The organism is Hungatella effluvii, assembly GCF_003201875.1.
Lineage (GTDB): Bacteria > Bacillota > Clostridia > Lachnospirales > Lachnospiraceae > Hungatella > Hungatella effluvii.
In genome coordinates this window covers 83,496-107,485 of sequence record NZ_QJKD01000016.1, presented here as the reverse complement: position 1 = coordinate 107,485, position 23,990 = coordinate 83,496, and the positions used below count along the sequence as shown (strand labels likewise).

Here is a 23,990-nt window from a genome sequence, read left to right as displayed (position 1 = left end):
CCTCCTCACGCAAGTCTCTCACAAATTATCTGGAAAAATCTCTTCTTATCCGCCGATAATGCAACCCGCAGGTTGACCGGATCTGTAACCGCGCGCCGGTCTATCATGATCTCCCCGTCGGAAGCGCCCGACAATCCAACCGTGCACGACACCTCTCTTATATCCTTCAGCACACTTTCATCAATACAGGCGCTCACAGCCAGCGCATCATGGATTGCCGACCTCCGTCTGTCCGGTCCCAACAGTGCGGATTCATAGACAATCCTCTGTCTGATCAGTGACGCGGTAAATCTCGCCTCAAACGTATCTATTTTCTCTAATTCTTCACAGTCCTTTTCGTCCAGCATCGCCGCGTGGGTCGCATCCAGCGGGACGAGAAGCGGAATAATCCCGGTATTCAGAATAATCTGAAAAGCTTCCGGATCATGCCAGATATTGGCCTCCCCGGCGGCGCTGCAATTAGAAATATCCACGCCTCCGCCCATAATAATTAATTGATGTATTTTTTTAGACAGTTCCGGCGCGGTCCGGAGCAGAAATCCCAGGTTTGTAAGCGGTCCCACCGCCACAATTGTCACGGGTTCCACCACATTTTTCAGATATTCATAGTAAAAGCGCACTGCGTGAACCGGTTCCGGACCTCCCATCACCTCCGGCAGACCATCTAATCTGTCATAGTGGATTTTCAGTTCTTTCCCGTCGACAATGACCGGCTGATAAGTATTCTGCAAATCACGGCTGCTGCTTCGGTCCTTCACCATAGGACGCTGGCATCCCTGGTATACGGGTATTTTAGCCCCCAGCGCCTGACAGACTCCCAGTGTGTTCCGTGTCGTCTTATCGACCGTTAAATTCCCCCAGACATTACAGACTGCCTTCACATTCAGTTCCGTCGACTTAAGCGCAAGCATAATGGCGACGGCGTCATCCGAGCCTGTATCTACATCAAGTATTACATTACATCTTTTCTCTTTCATTTTATTTCCTCACCTTTTTAGGAATATTCATCAGAACCAGTCCAATCAGTGTCACAAGATAGGGCGTCATCTGAGCAAACTGAGACGGCAGCCTGAACGACTGCGCCATGCTCCCAAGCGCATCTGCCGCTCCAAAAACCATGGTCCACACCATCGTAAGCAGCGGGCTTCCGGCTCCAAGACTCTGAGCCGCGATACCAATAAAGCCTCTTCCAGCAACCATATCCCGTGTAAAATACGGCAGATATGCCATGGACATGAATATGCCTCCCATGGATGCCAGCAGTCCACTGATGATAAGCGCAATAAATTTTGTCTTACTTACGTTAATACCTACAGAGGCAGCAGCCAGCGGCGCCTCTCCCGCGGTTCTGATGCGAAGCCCCAGAGGAGTGCGGTATAACAGCATCTGAACCAAAAAGACACACAGAAATACAAAATAGGTAAGTGTATTGTGTCCCGATACAATACCTCCGATTACCGGTATGTTTTCTACAACCGGAATATGTATTTCAGAGAACGCCATACTTCCCAGATTGGCGCTGTTTGCCTTTGAACCGGTTATCAGATAAAGCCCGAACACCGTACCCGCGCTGGCCAGTATATTCAGCGCCAGGCCGATCAGCATCGGCTTCGCATCCATATAAAGGACGAAATAAGCAAAGATTCCGGTAATCACAAGCCCCGCCAGCAGTCCGCCTGTCAGTCCGCCGGCCAGCGAATGAAGCAGCGCGCTGCCGACTACCCCGCCGAAGGCCGCAAACAGCATAATTCCTTCATAGGCCACGCACAGCACATCCGCTTTGTCCCCCACCATTGCCGCCAGGCCAACAAAAAGGATCGGCGTAGACATGCGCAAAACAGACGCAACAAAATCTGCTGAAAAAATCAAACGGAATAACTCATCCATCCAGACTGCCTCCTTCCTGTGCATTCACTGCCATCACCTGTCTCGTATTCTTAACAATTGTCCGGTGTTCCCAGCCGGCCAGAAAACGCTCCGCCGCCACAAAAATGATGATAACCGCCTGAATAATATTGACTACCTCGGTGGGAACGGAGGATGTGCGGTTCAGCACATCTGCGGAGGTTCTTAAATATGCAAGAAACAGCGCCGCCAGCGGTACATTTTTGGGGTTATTCCTTGCCAAAACCGCGATTGTAACCCCATCCCAGCCGTGGTTTGTCAAACTGCCGTAGGCAAATCTGTCATACAGTCCCAGAACCTCCACGGTTCCGCCGAGTCCGGCTATCAGCCCGCCTGCGATCTGCGCCAGTACCAGGGTTTTCAATACCGGCATTCCTGAAAATCCGGCAAAATGGTGATTTGAGCCAATCGTACGTATTTCCAGTCCAAATGTGGTTTTATACAGCAGGAACCAGCCGCCCGCTACAATGGCAGCCGCGATTAACAAACCCGCATGGATGCCGGTACCGGAGATCAATTCAAACAGCTTGGCCGACAGATTGAATTTATAAGAGGCCACATAACCGACAGAAGGGTCCCTCACCAGATTGGTCATAATAAATAATCCCAGATATAATGCAACATAGTTAATCATCAGCGAGGAAACGACTGTCAGAACATTAAATTTAGCATTCATAACCGCCGGAATTCCACATATAACCGCTCCTGCGGCCGCCCCCGCCACCGCGCACAGAAGAAAATGCAGCACGGGCGGAACCCCGTTTAACAGCGCCACAAGCGACCCCGTATAGGCCCCCGCAAAGAATGCGCCCTCGGCCGCCAGATTAATCTGGCCGCAGGAAAACATCAGGCAGACCGCGGTTCCGGTAAACAGCAGCGGAATCCATTTATTCACCATAACCGTTATGCGTGACATGCTGGTTAATGGACCAAACAGCAGTGTCATCATATCTGCCGCCGCCTGACCGCTGACTGTCAGAATGAGTAAAAATGCAATAGCCAGCGCCAGGATCAATGATACCAGCGTCCGCAGAAATGCAAAACGCCCTCCGATCTGCTGACTGGTCAGGACTTTATTCTTTTCTATTATCATATAGAACACCTCCAATCTCAGCCGGTGTCTGCCTCTTGATCCCCAGCATATACTCCCCAAGAATGTTTTCATCCGCCTGCTCTGTACTCGGAAAATACGCCGTGATTTCCCCATTATATAATACAATCAGACTGTCGCTGACCGTCAAAAGCTCAGTTAAATCCGCTGAGAACAGAAGTACCGCCGAGTGATACTCATCCCGCAGCATAACAAGCTTGTTTCTGATTAATTCGGCAGCTCCCACATCAATGCCGCGGGTGGGCTGGCTGGCAATCAGCAGCCTGGGTACCGTGGAAAACTCTCTTGCAGCCACCACCTTTTGAATATTTCCGCCGGACAGCGTATCAATATCTGCCTGGGGGCCGTCGCAGGCCACCTGATATTCACCGATTAATTTGCTGCTTTCATCCGTGATCACACGGTTGTCAACAACTCCCCTGCGGTTATATCCGGTGTGAAAATAGCGGTCGGCAAAAATATTCTCTTTAATCGACTGTTTTTCAGATACTCCGTAAATCATGCGGTCCTCATGGATTAGGGAGGTGCCCGACTGGCGGATCTGCCGGATCGACATTTTTTTAATGTCGTTTCCGTTCATAAGCACGCTTCCTTCGGAGACCGGAAGCAATCCGGACAGGATATCGGAAAGCTCTGACTGCCCGTTTCCCTCCACTCCCGCCACACCCAAAATTTCCCCCTCCCGGACATCAAAGGAAATACCGTTCAACACCTGATTTCCAAAATGATTCTTCCAGCTCAAATCTCTTACTGATAAAGTCGTCTTTCCCGGAACTGCCGCTTTTTTATTCAGATGAAGATCCACATCTTTTCCTACGATCATATGTGAAATATCCTCCTCCGAGATGTCCGCCACCTCCGCCCTTCCGGTCACACGGCCTTTTCTCAGAACTGTAATTCTATCACAGAGTGCTTTCACCTCATTTAATTTATGGGATATAAAGACAATCGTATATCCTTCTTTTTTCAGCTCCTTCAGCCTGGCAAACAGCTCCTCTGTCTCCTGCGGAGTCAGTACTGCTGTCGGTTCATCCAGCAGAAGTATTCTGGCCCCCCGAAGCAGTATCTTTAATATCTCAACACGCTGTTTCTGGCCTACGGAAATATTATTTACTTTTTCCTGTGCATCTACAGGCAGTCTGAATTGTTCTGCAATCTCAGCGGTCTTTTTTACCGCTGTTTTATAGTCAAAGAGAATACCTTTTTTCGGCTCCATTCCCAATACCATGTTCTCCGCCACGGTCAGAGAGCCAACCAGCATAAAATGCTGATGAACCATACCAATTCCATATTCCAGGGCTTTTAAAGGGCTGTCTATCTGTATTTCCTTACCGTCGAGCAGAATCCTGCCTTCCTCCGGCTTTTCCTGCCCGAATAAAACCTTCATTAATGTCGTCTTCCCCGCGCCGTTTTCCCCGAGCAGGCCATGAATTTCTCCTCTTCTGACAGAGAAAGTCACATCTTTATTTGCCACGAACCCGTTGCTGTATATTTTGGTGATGTTTTCCATCGACAATACTGCATCTTCTTTTTCCTTACGCTCTGTCACGAAACTTCGCCTCCTGTTTTTAGAGAAAGGGATCCGTGGTTCCCCGGGATCCCCCCTCTCCTTCTGTTAAAACGGAGCTGCCTCCGCTTTATATTGGTCAATCTCCTCCTGCGAAGCCCCTATGGCCGTGCCAACCTTAATTTCTCCGGCTGCAAGTTTTTCCGTGATTGCATAGTACTGATCCTTGACCTCCTGGGGAACCTCTTTTTCAAAATATTCGTTATCAACCAGCTGACAGCCCCCGCCCGCATAGTCATATTCCGTGTGGCTTCCCCATTGGATTGTGCCCGCATCGATGCTGTCCAGTTCTTTCATCATGATCGTATAAAAGTCCTTTACTGCAGATGTAACCACATGCTCCGCCGTATCCGGATTCGTCGTTTTAATGGATCCCGCCACATCATAATCGACTCCTATATTATAAGCATCGGCCTGTTTTGCCGCCTCGGCAACGCCCAGGCCGGCCGCTCCGCAGACAGAAAAGGATACATCCGCCCCCTGCTGAAACTGCATCAGTCCAAGCTCCTTTGCCTTGGCCGTATCCGACCAGTTTCCCACAAAGGAATACAAAACATTGATGCTGCTGTCCACATAGTTTACTCCTTCAATGTATCCCACCAGGAAATCCAGAATCGCTGTATTTTCCGCGGCTCCCACATATCCTACCGTCTTATCCGGATTGGCAAGCTCCGCATCCGATTCCGTAAGAAGCGCGGCCAACGCCCCGGCCAGAAATGCGCACTCGTTCTGCTTGGAAGAAACACTCCTTACATTTGCGTTCTTTCCGTCCGTGTAGTCGGCCTCCGTGTCATACAACAGTATTTTCTGATCCGGATATTTGGCCGCCGCCTCCTCCGCGCCCTCCAGCATGTTGTAATATCCGGTAATTACCAGATCGTAATCCCCGGAACCGCAGATATCCAGCATAGCCGGAGTCAGCAGAGACGCATCGCTGTTGCAGTCATACACGTTATACTCGGAACCCGTGCGGCCGCAAAAGTCCTTCAGTGCATCGACTACAATATCACTGATACTGGCATCCCCCTGGGTGCCGTAGTTTACAAACATAATTTTGACCGGCTTTCCGGCCTCTGATCCGGGCGCGGCGGATGTCTCTGCGGTTGTCCCGCTTGCGCTTCCGGCGGCCGTCGTATCCTCTGCGGCGGTTACCGCGCCGGTTTTACTTCCTCCGCATGCAGTTAGTGAAAAAGCCATCATCGCAGCCAGCGCCACGCTTAAAATTCTTCGTCCCATTCTTTTTCTCCCTTCTCTTTAATCCAGGCGTGAAATTGCCCTGCTCAAATTTGCAACAAATGCGTTTCTGTCAACCGCGGTAAGAAATTTTACGTTTTTCTTCTCATCTTCCCCGAAGATTTTTGACAGATAACCGATCTTATCAATTACAGTCATTCCGCGTGTCAGTGTTCCGTGAAGCTCCACATCCACATTACAGTTTACCGATTCAAATATCTCCGGATGGATCAGCGCGGCCACCGCGCAGGGGTCGTGAAGCGTACAGCCGGGGAACCCCTCAACTTTATAATGGTACTGCCGGTAATATTCAATCAACTGCCCGACATAGGCGGACACCCTGCCGCCCTGCTGTTTCAGGATGTCATTCTCTTCATCTGTTACATACGCTTTCTGCGTGACGTCCAGCCCTGCCATGATGATGGGAATTCCGGACTGAAATACAATGTTAGCAGCTTCCGGATCATCCCAGATATTAAATTCCGCCGCCGGAGTCCAGTTACCATAGGTTCCTCCCCCCATCATGGAAATCTGTCCAATCCTTTTTTTCAGGTCGGGTCTGACAAGTAAAAAGCGCGCCACGTTGGAAAGCGGCCCCAACGCGATAATCGTAATCTTTTCACTGCTTTCCTCAATAATCCTTTCCATAAGAGCAATACTGTTTAACGGCGACTTCTCAAAACCCGCCTCCGGACGCGGCGGCCCATCCAGGCCGGTCTCTCCATGAATGACCGCTCCGTCATGGTTCTTTCCCAGCAGCGGTCTTTCAAAGCCCTGGCCAACGGGGATATTACGCGCCCCTGCCAGAGTCAGGATCCGAACCGCATTGTCCGTCACCTTCTCAATGCTCTGGTTCCCGGCTACGGTTGTCACCGCCCTCACCTCCAGCTTTGGACTTGACACGGCCCACAAAATCGCAATTGCGTCGTCATGGCCCGGATCGCAGTCAATGATTACAGGTATTCTTTCCTCCATTTCCTCCTCCTTTTTTTGAACGGTTCTCAGGAACTCACGAAAGTACGGATTCCTGCTCTCCCTTTCCGGTTACGGCATTCGGTAATGCTGTATTGGTACCTTTGTCTAAATCAGGCTGGGAAAAATGTTTCGTCAACACTTTTCCTATGTCTTATCATAACACGCTTTTGTGTTTTGTCAATACGTTCTCGTGTATTTTTACAACTTTTAAGTGTATTTTTTTATTTTATTTTCCGTTTTTACCATTATACAAAGTAAATCGGAGGGATCACGCTGTTACCGGCGGAACGCCATCAAAGTAAAAATACCTCTCATGCTAAAATCTTAACATCTTAACTTTGATTGGAAGCCACTTTTCCATTTATAAAAAAAGAGAAACGTGGAAGAAAAGCTTTTTATACTTTTCTTTTTCGTTTCTCTCTTTTCGTTTTATATTCTTTTATACTGGCCATGCAGGCTCGAAAAACACCTTTTCGCAGTTCTCCAGGCAAGGTTCTATCATGAGGTTTTCCTGGGTTATCTCATTTTCAATCGAATAGTCCTGAACCTTAACACAGCACGCCTCCCTCGCATAAATCCAGTACAAGCGGCCTTCCGGCACCATTTTTTCCATCTTTCCCGGCAGGAAATCCATCCTGCCTCCGAAAAACTTCCGGTTAGGCGCGTCAATGAAGCGGAGACGAAGATTGTAAAACCTTACATCGTGAATATTGCCGTGCTCTCCCGCCAGCACAATCCCATTTTCGCAGGATGCCGTCACATCCCTGACAGTGATATTTTCAATATTGTACTTTCCCGGAACGGTATCATACGGATCCCGGTAATTGTGATGAAGCTCATGATCCAGTGCCGATATGTAGATGGCTTCCCCGATTCCCCACCAGCCGCCGGCCCTGCTCATGGTATCAATGATCAATCCGGACAGAACCACATTTTTCACGTATCCGCCCTTACAGGCCGTCATACAGATTCCCCGGTTGGACCGGTATATGGTGCAGTTGTGCACCTGCACATCATTTACCTTGCTGCAGAAATAACCAATTCTGACTCCTGCCGAGGATGAGGACAGAATACAGTCGGATACGATAATCCTCCTGCTCTCTCTCAGCCAGTCATCAATGCCAGAGACGGCGATGCAGTCGTCACCCGCCACAATATCGCAGCCCGTTACGATCACATCCTGACAGGAACAGAGATGAATTCCGTCGTTATTGGGGATTCGCTGGCCAAACCGTATGGTAATTCCTGTAATTTTCACTTCATCACACGCGCTGAATACAATCCCCCAGCACGGGGCATTGTAAAATGCAGTATCACGGATTCTCACGTTTCTGCATTTCCGGAAAAACATCAGCTGATTGGGCCGCTCGTCAAAATTAACCACAAACTGGTTTTTCTGAGCTTCCGTCAGGCTCTCCAAGTCAAGCCCTTCCACCCGGGGCGTCGTATAGTCGAAGAAGGCATCTCCGTTGAAATCGATTTTTCCGTCCCCTTCTATCACAATGTCTTCACAGTCTTTTGCATAGAATAAAGAGAATATCTCTCCCCATTCGTTCTGTATATGATCAAAACTCTTATAATCGGCCATGCTTCCTGATCCCAGCAGGACCGCGTTCTGCGCCAGATGAAGGGTTATATGGGATCTCAGCTGCAGTGTCCCTGTTAAATACGTACCCGCTCCGATCTCTACGATGCCGCCCGTCTCGCCGCAGGCATTAATCGCCTGCTGAATCGCTTCCGTGCACAGACTGCCGTCTGCCCTGGCCCCGAATTCTTCAATGTTATATCGTTTCACTGTGTTTGCTCCTCCAGACTGTCCTGTTTCTCTTTCTGATCCCGCAGCATTTCTTCCCATCGCTTTTTCTGCTCCGGTGCGACCGATTCTAACTGTTCCAGCCGATATGGAATTCCCAGCGTCTCCCATTTCTTTCTCCCTGTGGAGTGGTACGCCATGATTTCCACCTGCCTGATATTGGTGTATGTGTCTCTGATCCGTCTGATCTCTGCAAAATGGTTTTCGCTGTCATTTACGCCCTGGATCATGGGGCATCTCAGGATCACTGGCCTTCCCATTTTTTCCAGGAATGCAAGTGTTTTTAAGACTTCCTCCGATCCCATTCCAGTCAGCTCTTTGTGAAGCGCCGAGGGTGTGGCTTTATAGTCGATCAGAAACAAATCCACCGTCTCTGCAAGCCGCCGTCTCTTCTCATCGCTTAAAATACCGTTGGTTTCCACACAGACATGAATCCCCTCCCCCCGGCACGCCCCGATCAGTTCCATGAGAAAATCAAACTGCATCGTCGGCTCTCCGCCGGTAAATGTCACACCGCCTCCCGACCGCTCGTAATAGATCCTGTCGCTTATGATTTCATCCATTACCCGGGAAACTGACATTTCTTTCCCATAGATTTTCAGAGCCTCTGCCAGACAGCCTTTTACACAGCTTCCGCACGCGGTACAGCGGGTAAAATCAATCCTGTGGGCGCCATCCGTGAAATCATGGGCCTGGTTTTCACACCGCGCTTCACATTCCCGGCATCCGATGCACAGGCTGCTCTCAAAAGCCAGCTGCGGCTTACTCTTTATGGATTCCGGATTGTGGCACCAGATGCAGGACAAATTACAGCCTTTCAAAAAAACAGATGTCCTGATACCCGGTCCGTCATGTACGCTGAACTTCTGTATATCAAATACAATTCCCATCGTTCTTCCCCTTATCCGTCAGCTTTCAAACGTAGTTCTCTTGATGATCTCGTTCTGTATCACCGGATTCAGCGTCACAAATCGGGCCGAAAAGCCGCCGATTCTGACGATCAGATTCTGATATTCTTCCGGATGCTTAACGGCATTTTCCAGGTCATCTCTTCCGATCACCATCAGATTCAGCTGCGTTCCGTTATTTTCCAGAAAGGTACAGACAAGAGCCTTCACCTTTTCATAGGAATTCTGAAACAGTTCTTTGCTGATTCTCACATTGTTGATCACGCCGGAATGGAGGCTGTGATCATACTTGCTCATGGAGTGGAGAAGCGCTGTAATTCCGGACTTATCGGCTCCGATTGAGGCTCCGTTGGCATTAGCCAGGGGATCTCCGTCTTTCCTGCCGCAGGCGGAAGCCATCGTATACTCTCCCCAGTCCGCGCTGGCGCTGTTGTTCACGCTCACAATTGTGTAGTGGTCAAGTCCTACCGTCTCCGTACATTCGATAGCCGCCCTCGCCACATGTTCATACACCTTTAACACCATGGCATCGGCTTCCGGGTCATTATTCCCATATTTGGGGGCATTTAAAAACAGTCTGCGCTCCTTTTCAAAGCCTTCAAAATTGCAGTCCAGCATATCTTTCACCTGCCGGAGCGTAAACCGTTTTTCGTCGTATACATACTTCTTAATTGCCGTCATACTGTCCGCAGCAGTCACCATTCCCACAATCTCGGGGGCTCCGTTCATATAGCGGACTCCGCCTGAGAGCATTGCCTTACCGCGTTCCAGGCAGTCGTTCATCAGAAGGCTGAGCTGTAAGTAACCCGCGTTTTCTGCTGCAGTGTAATAACACTCCGCCTCTCCCCAGGCTTCCCGAAGCATTTCCGGTTCCACCTGTCTCCGGTATGCCTCCCAGAATTGATCAAAGGTCCCCAGTTCTTCCGGTTCCCCGGTCCTCGGACCCGCCTGGCACTTCATATAGGCATCGTCTCCGTTGTGAAGGACCAGTTCTACAGCCTTCTGAAGGTTGAAACCACAGTTTGGCGTCCCGGTGCTGGTTGCTTCGATGACGTACTCCCCGCATCCAGCCGGAATATACTGTTGGGCCTCCTCCTCGGTAATGCCGTACAACTTCATGACAGCAGGAATGTTGGTATCATCCCCGTAAAGCAGAGGGAAGGAACAGCCTTCTCCCACCACCAGAAGCGCCTTGTTTAAAACTTCCTCATTCATCCCCCTGTAATATCTGAGGGTAAGCTGGGGAACCACATCCTTCACTCGCCTTGAGGTCTCCAGGACTGCAAGCGCCAGGCGGTCGGCATTCGCCTCGTTCCTTCTGCCTTTTCCGCCGATAATGACTCTCGTATCGTGCACCTTATTAATGAACAGATACTGCTGATAGAGACTGGTCAGCAGGGCGATGGCCCCCTCTTCATCGAGAATACCAGCCTCCAGATCATGCACGTATAAATCACCCAGAAATACATCCATGCGCCCGGTATTCATCTGATCCGAAATAACCGAGTAAAGCCAGTACAGCTGAAGGCCTTCCTGGAAATTCTCCGGCGCCTGGATCTGAATATGTTTCAGGGTATGAGCCGTTTTTAAAAGCGCTTCCCTGTATTCCGGTTCTGCATCGGCCAGCCGTTCTGCCTGCTGCCTGTAGGTGTCTGCGGCAAGGCAGACAGTATCCAGCATCATTAGAAGCGCCGTATAGAAACTGTTCTCTCCATTCTCCTTTCGTTTACACTCCACTTCTTCCCGCAATCCTGGAATCCCCATGCGCACCAGCTTATCATCATCCGGAATCGTCAGTGCGATTCTGGCTGTCGGATAAGAGCCGACGCCAAGGCTTTTTATGACCTCCGTCTTTTCCCCCGGCAGGGCACGCACATCATCCATACCAATATTGGGTCCATAGGGCTTATAATCGACTTCCAGTTCCCCGTGTTTCTCGGTAAAACGCCGCTGCAGCTTCTTAACCGTCTTTTCCTCCTGCCAGAACCGGTAACACTCCCATACCGCTTCCCGCTCCTCTTCGGTTAAGCAGTTTCCCGCCTGCTCCATCATTTTTTCCACCTGCACGTTGTGAAAAAAGTATGTATAGAGACCACCGTACTGGGGGCTGAAGCCCACTACTGTATGCCTCACCCGTCCGACGATTCTCTCCTCTTTTGTCATCGGGACGAGTATTTTCCGGATCTGGCGGTCGAGACACTTCGCCTCCCTGATATACTTATCCGTTTCCGAACGGTATATTTTTGTAAATTCAATCAGATACTTCAGTTCCTCTGTCATTTGTCCCTTCTCCATAAGATTCACCTCTCATTTATTTCTTAACAAAATCCATGATCTTCCGTAACCTGTTTAAACCACCGGCCCGATTTTTTAATTGAAAGGGCTCCGCCATTTTTAATATCCACCCGGATCATGCCATATCTGTTTTTATACGCGTTTCTCCAGGACCAGCAGTCAAATGGCGCCCACAGATGGTATCCAAAGCAGTTGCATCCCTCTCCGATTGCCTTGTTCAGCCAGATCAGATGGTCACGGATAAATTCGATTCTGTAATCGTCTTCCACGATACCGTTTCTATCCAGGAATTGTTCCTCGTCCTGCACTCCCATCCCGTTTTCCGAGATATACCAGGGAATATTTCCATAATGATCGCGGAGATTGACGGCGATCTCATAGATAGCCGGCTCATAGATCTCCCAACCGCGGGAAAAGTTCATTTTCTGCCCCTCAAAGGTATACTCTTCAAAGTATTTTTCCGGCATCAGGGGGCCATCATATGGAGTGCTCCTTCTGGTGACCCGCCTCGGATGGTAATAGTTTACCCCCAGGAAATCAACTGTGTTGTTTCGTATGATCTCTAAGTCTTCTTCTGCTGCCTCCGGGCAGATTCCCTCTTCCTTTAGGAGCTTTACAAGCTTTTCCGGGTATTCGCCCCTGATCGATGGATCCAGGAATGATTTATTAAAGAGCAGATCCGCGATTTCCGCGCTTCTTCTGTCTTCTTCGTTATCCGGATCTTTGCAGTAGGTCGGCGTCAGATTCAGTACGATCCCGATGCTGCCCTCTCTGCCGCTCTTTCGAAATTCTCTTACCGCCATGCTGCTGGCAAGCTGAATATGGTAGCCGACCAGCGCCGCTTTCTTTGCGTCACAAACGGCGGGATAATGGCGTTTATAGATATATCCGCCCTCAGCGATCACAATCGGTTCATTAAAGGTAATCCAGCGTTTTACCTTCCCGCCAAACAATTCAAAACATTTAGCCGCAAAGGCCGCGAAGCCTTCGGCCGTCTCACGGTTTTCAAATCCGCCCTTCTCCATCCAGTACATCGGCATATCGAAATGATGAAGGCAGAGAACAGGTTCAATCCCCTCTCTTAGAAGCTCATCAATAACCGCCTGGTAGAACGTTACGCCTTCTTCATTGACCGTTCCCTCACGATCTTTAAAAATGCGGCTCCACTGAATTGATGTGCGGTAGGAATTCATTCCGATTTCCTTCATCAGCTTTACGTATTCCTTATATTTGTGGTAAAAATCCGAGGTCACGGAAGGTCCTACTCCATCGAAAAACTGCTCCGGCACCTGCTTAAACCAGTAATCCCATTCCGTCTCCGCTTTTCCGTCTCCCGGAAACGTTCCCTCTGACTGCGGCCCTGAGCTGGCAGCCCCCCATAAAAAATTGTCGTTGAATTGATATTTCATGATTTCCTCCGTTCATTTTCCAAATTTGATTGTTAATCAGAATAACCTCACTTTATATTGCTTCATTTCCTGTAAATGGTGAAACAGCGCTCCATATAAGTTTGCTTTATTGCCAAAGCGGCAGGGAACGATCTTCGGCGTCAGAAAACCAAACCGGTCCTCTTTTGCCATTTTCTCCATTCTCTTATAGATTTCCGGTATAACAAAAGGCGCTTCGCTGATCCCGCCCCCCAACACGATCAATTCCGTGTCCAGGGTAAACTGAATGGAAAACAGCCCAACCGCCATGGCCTCATAAAACTCCTCAGTGAGCTGTAAAGCCAGCGGATCTCCGCCCTCTGCCAGTTCAAACAGACCTTTTCCGTCCGTTCTCTTTCCGGTTGCCGCAGTATATTTTGCCGCCTGTTTTACCATGGTATAGGAACTCCACGTTTTATAGTGACCATCCGCACGGTTCACCAGACAGTTTCCGAATTCTCCGCAGTTATTAGTCCGGCCTCTGCAGACGGCTCCATTTATGACGATCGAGCCGCCAATTCCGGAGCCGCACACCACGGATACAATGTTGCGTTTTCCTGCCGCGGCTCCCTTCCACAATTCTCCCAGAGCCGAACAGTTACCATCGTTCTCAATCGTGACAGGAAGTCCGTCTAACCGCCGGCTGATCCGTTCAGTAAGGGAAATCTCATGGATATACGGAATCGCGCTGATTCCACCGACAATCCCTTTCACAGGATCGACGGCTCCCGGAGAGCTTAAGGCAATACCAGTAATCTTCTCCTTTACCGAGTCAAAGACCCGCCTCATCTCATCGAGCATCGCCTCCAGCCCATCCGACGGCGTAGGAAATGACCCGGTGTCTTTTAAACAGCCCTCCTCATCTCCGCAGGCGTACTTCACGGAAGTTCCGCCCATATCAAAAATCAGATAAACGTCCATACAGCTTCCTCTCTCCTATGCTTTTACCGCCCCATCCACAAAGCCTTTGTAAATGTGCTTCTGGGCGATCAGGAAAATGATAAAAATCGGCAGGATAACCACCAGAATTCCGGCGGCGATCACGTTCCACTGGGAAGAATACGGTCCCATAAACCGGTAAAGCATCGTACTCATAACCGCCTTCTTTTCTCCCGGCAGGTATAAAAACGCAATGTAAAAATCATTGTAAATGGATGTAATCTTTAAGATGGCCACCGTCATCATCGCAGGTTTTAAAAGAGGCAGAATGATCCTCTTGTAAATGCCAAAATACGAACTGCCCTCCAATAGCGCTGCCTCATCGAGATCATACGGAATCTGGCTGATAAACTGCATAAACAGGTAGAGACTCACCACGTCCACACCGGCGTAAATGATTATGGGGGCCGCCAGCGTATCCACCAGCCCGATCTTTGAAAATACGGTAAACACAATGAGATGAACGATTACAGACGGTATAAAAGATGCGATCAAATAAGCCGCCTCGATGATTTTCCGTCCAGGAAACTGAAACCGTCTTAAGACGTAAGCCGTCATGGTTCCGAACAACAGTCCCAATACCAGCGATCCTAAAATAATGATAACGGTGTTGACCATTCCCAGCAGAATCTTGCCGTCTGTAAAGACTCTTATGTAGTTATCGAAGTTTAAAAAGCTTTCCGGGGGCGTAAACCTCGGCGTTTTCAAATACTCCAGCTTTGTTTTAAAGGAGGAGAATACGACGCTGATGATCGGCACAAACACCACAAGAGCCATGAGAATCAGAGAAATATATTTACCTGCCTGTATGAGATTCTTTTTTACTTTCGCACTCATCACTCATCCTCCTTGAATACGATATTTTTCACTGCCATAACGATTGCCACGAAAATCATCAGGAGTACGGCCATGGCGCATGCCACGCCATATAAGTTGTACTGGAAAGCCGTCTCTATTAACGTGGTCGTAAATGTATTCGTCCCGTTAGTTCCCCTTGTCAGAATATACGGGATATCAAAAACCGCCACAGACCCTACAATCGCAAAGGTCGTCAGAAGGCCGATAATGGATTTCATGCCAGGGAAGGTGATCGCCCAGAAGGACTGCCAGGAATTGGCCCCATCGATGGAAGCCGCCTCGTAGTAATCGCTGGGAATCGACTGCATGGAACCTAAATAAATCACGAAACTGTATCCAATGTTCTTCCAGAGATAGATAAAAGCCAGTGTAAACTTGACAAGCTTCGGGTCTGCAATCCATTTAAGCCCTGTCTCCGCCATGCCGATGGAAGCCAGAATCGAGTCGAAACCGCCGTTGATTTCAAAAAACATCTGAAAAATAAAGGTAACCGCTACTGTATTCATGATAAACGGGAAGAAGATAACCCCTTTAAAGAATCCGCCTCCCCGCAGTTGTCTGCTGAATAGTGTGGCAAAATAGAGCGCCAGGATCTGCTGAATCATGCCAGCGGCCAGATAGTAGATTACATTGTTAAATACCATACGGTACTTTTCTGTTGTAAAGATTCTCAAATAGTTGTCAAAGCCCACGAACTGCTCAGGCGACGAAAGCCCGTTCCATTCCGTAAAGCTGTTAATCAGCATCACCGCAATCGGATAAAAGGTAAACAGCAGAAGCAGAAACAGCGGTATCGCAAGAAAGCTGACAATCAATATTGTCTTTTCCCTTTTATAACGTTTTATTGATTTCATCAGAGCCCCTCTTTCCTTTATCAGGCCGCCGTGAAGACACCGGCGGCCCTGTCTCTCTACTAATTAAAGTTCTTAGCCCACTCCCCATTTAATCCGTCAAAATTCGGTTCCCCACCGGCCAGACACGGTTCAAGGACATATTTTGTTATGTAGGAGCCCTGTGAAAACACGTCGATCTGAGCATTGGAAGCCATCTCTGATATCCGGATATCCTTTGTGGGGACGCTGTATAAGTTGATATAATCCATGGTTTCAAAGTTCTTTAAATCGTCTACCACTTTTCCACCGTCTCTCATAATTTCATTCATACCACGGTTTAAAGAAATTCTCTCACAGAAAAACTTTGCAAATTCAGTTGCCAGTTCCACATTGGGACTGTTTTTATTCACGACCACGAAGATGTCCTCAGAGACTCTTACATTCAGCTTATTATCCGGTCCCACGTCATTCTTATATGGAAATGGCGCAAAGCCAATGTCATCCCGGCTTCCTCCCAGTTCCTCCGCCGAATCCTTCATCTGAGGGATGGCCCAGGAGCCGGTAAGCATAAAGCACGCTTCTTCAGAGGCGATGGCAACCTTGGACTTATCCCACTGCTCCGTAACCGTATCCGGTTCGATCTCCCCGTTTTTCGCCAGTTCTCCGACAAAGGAGAGAACTTCGTTAAGCGGTGTTCCGTCTGCCCATGGCGCTTTTGTCTCCACAATGCTGTTGGCATAATTGATATCCTCTGACCAGGTAACCGCCAGATTATCCCAGAAACGCATCGTCCACTTTGCACCCGCGTTGGTATAGAATGGGATCACGCCGTTATCTCTTAAAATTCCGCAGCACTCTTTTAATTCGTCCAGGGTCTTCGGAACTTTTCCGCCGTAATACTTGTCCAGAACCTTCTGATTATATAAAATTCCTTCATAGACAACACCGATTGGCATTGCATACGTCTGACCTTCATAGGACATGTAGTCTCCGTAAAAATACTTCTCATTCAGTTCCTCCGCATTTCCCAGGGAGGCGAAGTAATTCGGATACTCCTTGATGGAAACAGCCATTGGCGCTGTCATAACATCCTCAAACTTACCGCTTTTCATCATCGTAACTACCTGTTCCTCCGTTCTCTTGGAACAGTTGACATACTCAAACCCCTTCACTTCCGGATGCAGCGCTTTAAATTCTTCCAGAATTGGTTCCACCATTACCCCGTATTTATCCGGCGTGTCTTCCACATTAAATGCAAATGAAAGTGTAATTCCCTCCTTATTTGCCTCTGCCTTTTCCGTCCCGTTACCTTCTCCGCTGCTCTTTCCCCCGCAGCCGGCTAAAGCTGCCGCCAGAGCCGAAATAAGTATCATTGCCGCTAAACGTTTTCCTGCTTTTTTCATCTTACTTTCCCTTCTCCTTTTGTAATAATAATTTGTGTATCTCTATGGGTCTATCATATACTTTTGTTATTTATATATCAAGTACTTTAAAACAAAAAGTATATACTTTTATCATTTTCGTCATTCCTTCCAAAATAAGTATATACTTTTTGTATATTATAACAATACTTTTAATTGTATAAGTAATTGCTTTTTAAGTATGCCTGTGTTAGAATGAAGCTATCTTAAAAGGGGACTTATCTATGAATAAATACATTGAAATATCGAATGAATTGAGAAACCACATATTAAAAGATAATCTTTACCACCCGAACGACCAGCTTCCATGTGAAAAGGACCTCTGTATCCAGTATGGAGCCAGCAAGATGACCATTAAAAAGGCGCTTGACATTCTGGTCGACGAGGGGCTGATTTATAAAAAAAGAGGGCATGGAACCTTTGTAAAGGGGTTATCGCAGCAGCAGCTGGATATTATGGAAGAGAACTTATGCAACACCCAGCAGGCCCTGACCGGTTTCAGCCGGCAGTATGCCAAGGAGGACGTGACCTCCACCGTCCTGGAGTTTTCCGTCATACCGCCGACGCCGAAGATCGCATCCAATCTGCATATCACAGAAGAAGACTTCGTCTACAAGATAATCCGTGTCAGGAACAGGAACGGGGTTCCCTGTGTGATAGAAGAAACCTATATGCCCATTGATCTGATTCCAGGTCTCAAGATGGCGCATTTGGAATCGTCCATCTATGCCTATATCCGTCAGACGCTACATTATGAAATTCAAAGTTCCCACGTCCGCATCCGCGCTAAGGGAGCATCCGAGTTCATCGCCAGGAATCTCCAGCTGGAACCAGGCAGCCCGGTAGCCGTCGTGGAGCAGATCGCCTTCCTGGACAACGGCATGCCCTTCGAGTATTCCTTTTCGACGCATAAGGCAGATTTATTTGATTTCTCGGCCGTTATTGTAAAAAAGATACCTTAGATATGGTTCAAAACTTCGTAAACAGAAGCACTCTGGAAAATGATTCTAATCCTATTTTCAGAGTGTTTTTTATATTTTATCCAATTTCATTCATACATACGTTCGTTTTATCGGATTAATAGTGTAGCGCTACTGATTCAGGCACCAATTACACGCCACTCTTGAAAGGAGGAAGAAAGCCTGTTCACGATAGGCTTTCGAAAAGAATATAAGCCCCTGTCTCCATCGGTGCTGGAGAAACCAAAGAAGTATTTGGAATCCGGGCATCGAAAGGCACCGCCACCGGCTATCAGGGCCAGTGTACCTGGATTGGGGCAAGCGGTTCCCTGACCCTGTCGATCGAAGTACCTTACACGAAAGAAAAACAAAAGAGAATTCTGAACACCATGAGTATTCATATACTCACTCCTGTTCAGAATCCTCTTTCTGTAATCCGTACAGCTACGTGCAGGTTTCCTGACGGCTCACCGGGCCGCCGCGCTGCTTCTCTCAATCAGCTGCGGTGCAAAGTAGTACTGCTGATATGTGCTCCGCTCTGCCTCTATCTTCTGCACCAGCATTTCACTGGCGGCCTTTCCAAGTGTGGTTCCAGGCTGGCGGACCGTGGTCAGAGGGACATCCATCACCACCGCCACCGGGTCGTCATCGAAACCAACCAGAGACACGTCCTCCGGAATGCGGAGTCCTAACTCTCTGGCCGCCCGCCAGACGCCGAGCGCCATATAATCATTCCCTGCGAAGACAGCGGTCACTCCCAGCCCCAGAAGGCGTTTTCCACATTTATATCCGGATTCAATTGAGAAATCCCCCTGCATCACCAGACTGCGGTCAATCGGTATGCCATAATCTTTCAATGCTTTCAAATAGCCGCAGGTACGCTGTCTGGTAAACTGTTCTCCAGCAATATGGCCGATCCTGGTATGCCCCTTTTTCAGAAGATACTCGGCTGCCAGATAGCCGCCCTGAACGTTGTCAACAGCCATGAAATCACAGGATGCTTTCTGTAAATAATGCTCGATCAGAATTACCGGTACCCGGCATTTTCGCAGTGCCGCCTCTACCAGCCTCTGATTGGCATTCACTTCTTTCTCCCTTGGCAGCACAAGCAGAATCCCATCCGCATACCTCTTCTGAAGAATATCCAGGTACTTCACACACTGCTGTACATTTTCCTCGCAGTTACACAACAGAAGGGCGTACTCATTTTCCTGAGCGCATTTCTCAATTCCCGTGGATATATTGGCCAGAAAAGGGTTCACAAGGTTTGGCAGAATAAGGCCAATCGTATGCGTTTTTCGTGTTGCAAGAGATACCGCAATCGGATTGCAGGTAAATTCATAGCGCTCTGCAATCTCCAGTACTTTCTGCCGCGTCTTTTCAGAAATCCGGTAGTGTCCGGCCTTGTTATTCAAAATAATGGAAACCGTGGCCTCTGAGACCCCAGCTTCCCTGGCAATATCTTTTGCGGTGATTTTCATATAACGTCTCCAGTCTTACAGTACTTCCATATTTTTACAAAAGTATACCTATCATTGTATATGAAAATCCTTTAAAATGCAATGGTCCCAGTCAATCAGAACGGAAGCTGCCTCACCCGGCCGCCGCCCTGACAGCGGCGTATCACAGCCTCGTATTCTGCGTCGCCCCCTTCCCGGATCAGACGTCTGTATTCCTCCATTAATTCCGGGCGTTTTTCCCTCAAATATTCCATCAGCCTGATCTCCTGTATGGAATTAGGTTTCATGTAGAAGCGGTCAATATAGAGCGGTATATCCGGTCTTAAGGAATCCAGCACCAGGTCCAGATCCGTGATCCCCGGCATGATGGGTGCAAACGTCGCAATCACCGGCAGCCCCGCTTCTCTCAGCCGGTTTCCCGTCTCAATCCCGGCATGTCCTTCTCCTGCCTTAAGCTTTTCAATTTCATCCAGACGGCACAGTTCTGTCACGATACACAGCTCTTCCATCCCCCTCAGTAAATCCAAATCCCGCTCAATCAGAAGAGACTTCGCACTGGTACAAATAGTAAGAGGAATACCATGTTTTTTGATTACCTCCACGCATTGTCTCGTCAGCCCGTACGTCTCCTCCACTGGCATGTACGGATCGCAGTAATCTCCGATGTAAAGCCGGACGCCTTCCGGCCATCTCTCACACTCCTGATCCAGGACCTCTGCGATATTGATTCTGATGGCGATATTGCCTTCCCAGCCCTCCCGTTCCAGCCAGTAGCAGAACGGACAGCCGGACACACAACCATCGTAAGGATTGATGTAAGGCTGGCCGTTTCCCGTCATTTCTATTGCTTTTTCCACCCTGGTCTCGTATATCATCATTTTCTCCAATCTTTCTTTATCCTTTTACCGAACCGGTTACCATTCCATTGATAATCTGCTTCTGAAAGATGATAAATACCAGAAGCGACGGAATGAGGACGATTACGGCCCCCGCCATAATAACGCCATAGGCGGATCCCTCCGAACTGTTCAGCTGTGCGATTCCTACCTGGACCGTCCGCATCTCATTGCGGTTCGTAATCAGCATAGGCCATAAGTACACATTCCATATTTCAACAAACGCCGTGATAAATACGGTAACCAGAATCGGTTTTGAAATTGGAATCAGAATTCTGGTAAAGAAGCGGATATCTCCGCACCCATCCATCTCAGACGCTTCCTTTATAGAGGCCGAGACTCCCAGAAAATACTGTCTCATAATAAAAACACTGGTCGCAGAGCCAATAAACATAATAATAATTCCCTGGTAAGTATTGATCATATGAAGCTTCGATATGGTCTCATAATTGGTGAGAAGCGTCGCCTCACCGGGAATAAGCATGGTCCCCACAGTCAAATAAAAAAACAGATTCTTTCCCTTAAAATCGAAGCAGGCATATCCATAAGCGGCCAAGGCCGCCGTCACCACGCGCAGACAGCACGTGATTGTGGTCACAAAGACCGAGTTCCAGATAAACCGCAGCATCATCGTATTTTCCCAGACCGCGTGGTAATTGGAAAAATCGATGCGCCTCGGGAGCATTCTGGGATTCATGCTCAGGATCTCCGTACTCTTCATAAAGGATGTGCCCAGTGCGTACAACACAGGAAATATGACCAGAAGTCCAATTCCTGTCGCCGCCGCCTGATATAGCACACTCTTCCATATCCTGCGTTTCCCCATCAGTAATGAACACCTCTCTTCTCCCAGATAAACGATATGAGAATAACCGTAAATCCAATGATAAAACCTACCACAGCCGCCGAATACGAAAGGCCGTAATTATATACGTAAAATCCTTTCTGGTACATATAGTACATAATGGTAGATGTGGAACTGTCCGGTCCTCCCTGGGTCAGGATAATCACAGGCCCGGACATCATCAGCGCGCTTCCTACGTTGACACAAAACAGGTAAAACAGGGTTGGGCTTATCATAGGGGTATAAATATAGCGCACCTTCTGCCAGATCCCGGCCCCTTCTGCGGTGGCCGCTTCCAACAATTCTTCCGATACCGACCGGACCGCAGACAGCAGGAATATGTAAGTCATCCCCAGTCCCATCCAGATGCCGATGATAATGATCGCCCACAGCGCATACTTCTTATCTGTAAACCACATGATATTTAAGTGAAACACATGATTGATAAATCCCAGATTCCCATTTAAAAGAAGCTTAAAAATGACAGAAGCCACAGACATGGACACTGCCATGGGCATCGCATACATCAATTCATAAACGGGAGAGAGGCGTCTCCCGGACGCGGAAATCAGCGCCAGGAGATACCCCATTAGAATCGTCACCGGTATGACAACCAGTGCATACTCGAATGTTACAACAATGGATTTTAAAAATGTTTCATCACTGAACAGTTTCCGATAATTTCCCATTCCCACGAATTTAACAGGTATATTGCTGGAATTAATCAGAAACAGACTCTTAAACAGCGTTTTGACCGCAGGATAATAGATAAACAGCACCAAAAAAAACATGGATGGCAGTATCAGCAGATATGGAGTTATTTTCTTTTTTCTTTTCAACGTTTCCGCCCCTCTCCCCGTATATACTCTCGCGAAGTATCTTACTCTTCGACCGGATTCGCCTCATTGTATTCATCCAGCGCTCTGTTGCACTGCTCCGCCATGCTGTCCACACATTCCTGTGCCGTGATCTCTCCCTTGGCCCATCTCAAAGAAGTATCTCTGAAAATCAGCTGGAACTCCTGCTGAGTCGGTGCCAGATGCTCCTGAACTTTCGGGTTGGACTTCATCAGGGAATCAAATGCCACACGGTAGCTGGGATTGTCTATCAAAAATGCTTTCATCTCTTCTGTTTCCATGGTTTTTCCATTGGTCGGTATATAACCGGTTGCGATACACAGCTTTGTCTGCGTCTCTGCCGAGGACCAGTACTTCATAAATTCCCATCCGGTATTCACTACATCCGAATCACCTCTGTCCAGAATATAAAGGGATGTTCCACCCGGACATACTCCGCCTTTGTCCGTATCCAGAACCCTGGGAAGTTCCGAAATGCCCAGCTCGAATCCATTTTCTTTGGCCGCTTCAATGATTGAGGTCATAGCCCAGTTTCCACCGCAGAACATGGCGCTTAAGCCTGAACAAAACTCGTCCTTGGGCTGATCGTCCACATCAACACTCTGTACAGCCCCCGTATCGAGAACCTTCTGCCACTCATTCAGGAGAGTCAGCATGGTTCCATCCTCATCAAAGGTCACCTTCGTCATGCGCCCTGTCCTGCCGCCTTCGTTGTTGCCGATGAAATGGTAATCACCCTGGCCGCCGATCCAGTTGTTTAGGTATACATTCTGAAGGCCAAGGGTGATTCCGTACTGTTTCACCGTATCACCATCTTTAATCAGCAGTTTTTCCGCGCAGTCCGCCATCTCTGCAATGGTCGTCGGCGGATTTTCCGGATCGAGTCCCGCCTTCTCAAATGCCGTCTTATTGTAATAGAAGATCATAGCGTCGCCTGTAAATGGGATGCTGTACTGTTTTCCCCTGAAATTATACGTATCCCACAGAGACTGTACCATGTCCTCCTTCTTAAAATCCGCGTCCGTCTCCAGAAACGAATCCAGAGGGACGACATTCTTAACCGTGCTCATGTACTCCACATCGCCGGCATAAATAGTAACAAGATCAGGCATATTCGCCACATCGTTTGCCAGGATCAGCGCTTTTAGCTTACTCACAATGTCTTCATCCTGATAGACCGGCACCACCTTCACCCCAGCCGATTTACCGATGGTGTCGTTAACCCCCGGAATCAGCTGCTCTTCAATAAACTTTCCGTTAGAGCCGCCCCGGTTATGCCACATAATCAATTCTTTCTCCTGTACCGGCGCGGCCTCCTTCTGATCCCCCGCAGTCTCTGTCTGTGTCCGAGTCCCTGCTGGTGTCTGGGTCTCTGCCGCTCCCTTCCCCGTTCCGGAAGAACAGCCTGCTATCATCACCCCAGCCATGACAGCTGCAAGCACTGCTGAATAAACCCCGTTCCTTTTCATAGAAATACCTCCTTTTTCTTTTGCTAAAGCGCTTTAGCAACTTTTTCTTATTATACACCTTCCATCCTTTTGTTGTCCAGTATTTTCTATATTTTCTTTAACTATTTATCTCATATTTATCCTTATTTAAGGCTCCGTTTACGGAGAGGTGAAATGCAATAAAAATGCCTCCCTTCCGGCAGGAACCTTTGATTACTGGTTTTGTCGGATGAGAGGCATT

The 23,990-nt window shown here is 48.4% G+C and carries 20 protein-coding genes; 1 reads left to right on the top strand and 19 read right to left on the bottom strand.

Annotation, left to right across the window (positions count from 1 at the left end; all coding sequences use genetic code 11):
* Window positions 1-5: 5 nt before the first annotated feature.
* The 14 genes from DFR60_RS24185 to DFR60_RS24120 all read right to left on the bottom strand — a co-directional run bounded on the left by DFR60_RS24185 (window position 6) and on the right by DFR60_RS24120 (window position 17,267).
* Complete coding sequence (locus DFR60_RS24185; protein ID WP_110325184.1) at window positions 6-977, bottom strand: nucleoside hydrolase; 972 nt, start codon at window positions 975-977, stop codon at window positions 6-8.
* A gap of 1 nt (window position 978) precedes the next feature.
* Window positions 979-1,887, bottom strand: a complete 909-nt coding sequence (locus DFR60_RS24180) for an ABC transporter permease (protein WP_110325183.1) — start codon at window positions 1,885-1,887, stop codon at window positions 979-981.
* Window positions 1,880-2,998: an ABC transporter permease gene (locus tag DFR60_RS24175; RefSeq protein WP_167437715.1), complete on the bottom strand. Its 1,119-nt coding sequence runs from the start codon at window positions 2,996-2,998 to the stop codon at window positions 1,880-1,882. The genes DFR60_RS24180 and DFR60_RS24175 overlap by 8 nt, the downstream gene beginning before the upstream one ends.
* A complete protein-coding gene (locus DFR60_RS24170) occupies window positions 2,979-4,565 on the bottom strand; it encodes an ABC transporter ATP-binding protein (protein WP_341457997.1) in 1,587 nt (528 codons plus the stop codon). The genes DFR60_RS24175 and DFR60_RS24170 overlap by 20 nt, the downstream gene beginning before the upstream one ends.
* 66 nt (window positions 4,566-4,631) lie before the next feature.
* Entirely contained in the window at window positions 4,632-5,819 is a 1,188-nt protein-coding gene (locus tag DFR60_RS24165; RefSeq protein ID WP_110325181.1) for a BMP family lipoprotein, read from the bottom strand.
* An 18-nt stretch (window positions 5,820-5,837) separates the two neighbouring features.
* Window positions 5,838-6,791 carry a nucleoside hydrolase gene (locus DFR60_RS24160; RefSeq protein ID WP_110325180.1) on the bottom strand — a complete coding sequence of 318 codons (954 nt, stop codon included), beginning with the start codon at window positions 6,789-6,791 and terminating at the stop codon, window positions 5,838-5,840.
* A gap of 439 nt (window positions 6,792-7,230) precedes the next feature.
* Window positions 7,231-8,586, bottom strand: coding sequence for a glycoside hydrolase family 28 protein (locus tag DFR60_RS24155; RefSeq protein WP_167437714.1), 1,356 nt, complete (start codon window positions 8,584-8,586; stop codon window positions 7,231-7,233).
* Window positions 8,583-9,494 (bottom strand): glycyl-radical enzyme activating protein, encoded by a 912-nt coding sequence (locus tag DFR60_RS24150; RefSeq protein ID WP_110325178.1) that lies wholly within the window; start codon window positions 9,492-9,494, stop codon window positions 8,583-8,585. The genes DFR60_RS24155 and DFR60_RS24150 overlap by 4 nt, the downstream gene beginning before the upstream one ends.
* Before the next feature lie 18 nt (window positions 9,495-9,512).
* Window positions 9,513-11,807 carry a pyruvate formate lyase family protein gene (locus DFR60_RS24145; RefSeq protein WP_110325177.1) on the bottom strand — a complete coding sequence of 765 codons (2,295 nt, stop codon included), beginning with the start codon at window positions 11,805-11,807 and terminating at the stop codon, window positions 9,513-9,515.
* Between the two features lie 23 nt (window positions 11,808-11,830).
* On the bottom strand, window positions 11,831-13,216 hold the full coding sequence (locus DFR60_RS24140) for a glycoside hydrolase family 1 protein (protein WP_110325176.1): 1,386 nt from the start codon (window positions 13,214-13,216) through the stop codon (window positions 11,831-11,833).
* Window positions 13,217-13,252: 36 nt separating this feature from the next.
* The gene (locus DFR60_RS24135) at window positions 13,253-14,155 is read right to left on the bottom strand and encodes an ROK family protein (RefSeq protein WP_110325175.1); all 903 of its coding nucleotides are present in this window, start codon (window positions 14,153-14,155) and stop codon (window positions 13,253-13,255) included.
* Between the two features lie 15 nt (window positions 14,156-14,170).
* Window positions 14,171-15,010 carry a carbohydrate ABC transporter permease gene (locus tag DFR60_RS24130; protein ID WP_002601197.1) on the bottom strand — a complete coding sequence of 280 codons (840 nt, stop codon included), beginning with the start codon at window positions 15,008-15,010 and terminating at the stop codon, window positions 14,171-14,173.
* A complete protein-coding gene (locus DFR60_RS24125; RefSeq protein ID WP_110325174.1) occupies window positions 15,010-15,885 on the bottom strand; it encodes a carbohydrate ABC transporter permease in 876 nt (291 codons plus the stop codon). Before DFR60_RS24125 ends, DFR60_RS24130 begins: the two co-directional genes overlap by 1 nt.
* Before the next feature lie 59 nt (window positions 15,886-15,944).
* On the bottom strand, window positions 15,945-17,267 hold the full coding sequence (locus DFR60_RS24120; protein ID WP_110325173.1) for an ABC transporter substrate-binding protein: 1,323 nt from the start codon (window positions 17,265-17,267) through the stop codon (window positions 15,945-15,947).
* Window positions 17,268-17,509: 242 nt separating this feature from the next.
* Between DFR60_RS24120 and DFR60_RS24115 the strand changes: the two genes are divergently transcribed.
* Window positions 17,510-18,247 (top strand): GntR family transcriptional regulator, encoded by a 738-nt coding sequence (locus tag DFR60_RS24115; protein ID WP_110325172.1) that lies wholly within the window; start codon window positions 17,510-17,512, stop codon window positions 18,245-18,247.
* A 464-nt stretch (window positions 18,248-18,711) separates the two neighbouring features.
* Here the strand turns inward: DFR60_RS24115 and DFR60_RS24110 are convergent, their stop codons facing one another.
* The 5 genes from DFR60_RS24110 to DFR60_RS24090 form a co-directional block, all read right to left on the bottom strand.
* A complete protein-coding gene (locus DFR60_RS24110) occupies window positions 18,712-19,725 on the bottom strand; it encodes a LacI family DNA-binding transcriptional regulator (RefSeq protein WP_110325171.1) in 1,014 nt (337 codons plus the stop codon).
* A 95-nt stretch (window positions 19,726-19,820) separates the two neighbouring features.
* Window positions 19,821-20,591, bottom strand: a complete 771-nt coding sequence (locus tag DFR60_RS24105) for an SPL family radical SAM protein (RefSeq protein ID WP_146218630.1) — start codon at window positions 20,589-20,591, stop codon at window positions 19,821-19,823.
* A gap of 7 nt (window positions 20,592-20,598) precedes the next feature.
* Window positions 20,599-21,426 (bottom strand): carbohydrate ABC transporter permease, encoded by an 828-nt coding sequence (locus DFR60_RS24100; RefSeq protein WP_110325169.1) that lies wholly within the window; start codon window positions 21,424-21,426, stop codon window positions 20,599-20,601.
* On the bottom strand, window positions 21,426-22,283 hold the full coding sequence (locus DFR60_RS24095; RefSeq protein ID WP_110325168.1) for a carbohydrate ABC transporter permease: 858 nt from the start codon (window positions 22,281-22,283) through the stop codon (window positions 21,426-21,428). The genes DFR60_RS24100 and DFR60_RS24095 overlap by 1 nt, the downstream gene beginning before the upstream one ends.
* Before the next feature lie 41 nt (window positions 22,284-22,324).
* Window positions 22,325-23,770: an ABC transporter substrate-binding protein gene (locus tag DFR60_RS24090; protein ID WP_110325167.1), complete on the bottom strand. Its 1,446-nt coding sequence runs from the start codon at window positions 23,768-23,770 to the stop codon at window positions 22,325-22,327.
* Between the last annotated feature and the right edge of the window lie 220 nt (window positions 23,771-23,990).

Coding starts and splice junctions, on each gene's coding strand:
- DFR60_RS24185 (WP_110325184.1), bottom strand. CDS start 977: ATGAAAGAGAAAAGATGTAATGTAATACTTGATGTAGATACAGGCTCG.
- DFR60_RS24180 (WP_110325183.1), bottom strand. CDS start 1,887: ATGGATGAGTTATTCCGTTTGATTTTTTCAGCAGATTTTGTTGCGTCT.
- DFR60_RS24175 (WP_167437715.1), bottom strand. CDS start 2,998: ATGATAATAGAAAAGAATAAAGTCCTGACCAGTCAGCAGATCGGAGGG.
- DFR60_RS24165 (WP_110325181.1), bottom strand. CDS start 5,819: ATGGGACGAAGAATTTTAAGCGTGGCGCTGGCTGCGATGATGGCTTTT.
- DFR60_RS24160 (WP_110325180.1), bottom strand. CDS start 6,791: ATGGAGGAAAGAATACCTGTAATCATTGACTGCGATCCGGGCCATGAC.
- DFR60_RS24150 (WP_110325178.1), bottom strand. CDS start 9,494: ATGGGAATTGTATTTGATATACAGAAGTTCAGCGTACATGACGGACCG.
- DFR60_RS24145 (WP_110325177.1), bottom strand. CDS start 11,807: ATGGAGAAGGGACAAATGACAGAGGAACTGAAGTATCTGATTGAATTT.
- DFR60_RS24140 (WP_110325176.1), bottom strand. CDS start 13,216: ATGAAATATCAATTCAACGACAATTTTTTATGGGGGGCTGCCAGCTCA.
- DFR60_RS24135 (WP_110325175.1), bottom strand. CDS start 14,155: ATGGACGTTTATCTGATTTTTGATATGGGCGGAACTTCCGTGAAGTAC.
- DFR60_RS24130 (WP_002601197.1), bottom strand. CDS start 15,010: ATGAGTGCGAAAGTAAAAAAGAATCTCATACAGGCAGGTAAATATATT.
- DFR60_RS24125 (WP_110325174.1), bottom strand. CDS start 15,885: ATGAAATCAATAAAACGTTATAAAAGGGAAAAGACAATATTGATTGTC.
- DFR60_RS24120 (WP_110325173.1), bottom strand. CDS start 17,267: ATGAAAAAAGCAGGAAAACGTTTAGCGGCAATGATACTTATTTCGGCT.
- DFR60_RS24115 (WP_110325172.1), top strand. CDS start 17,510: ATGAATAAATACATTGAAATATCGAATGAATTGAGAAACCACATATTA.
- DFR60_RS24110 (WP_110325171.1), bottom strand. CDS start 19,725: ATGAAAATCACCGCAAAAGATATTGCCAGGGAAGCTGGGGTCTCAGAG.
- DFR60_RS24100 (WP_110325169.1), bottom strand. CDS start 21,426: ATGGGGAAACGCAGGATATGGAAGAGTGTGCTATATCAGGCGGCGGCG.
- DFR60_RS24090 (WP_110325167.1), bottom strand. CDS start 23,770: ATGAAAAGGAACGGGGTTTATTCAGCAGTGCTTGCAGCTGTCATGGCT.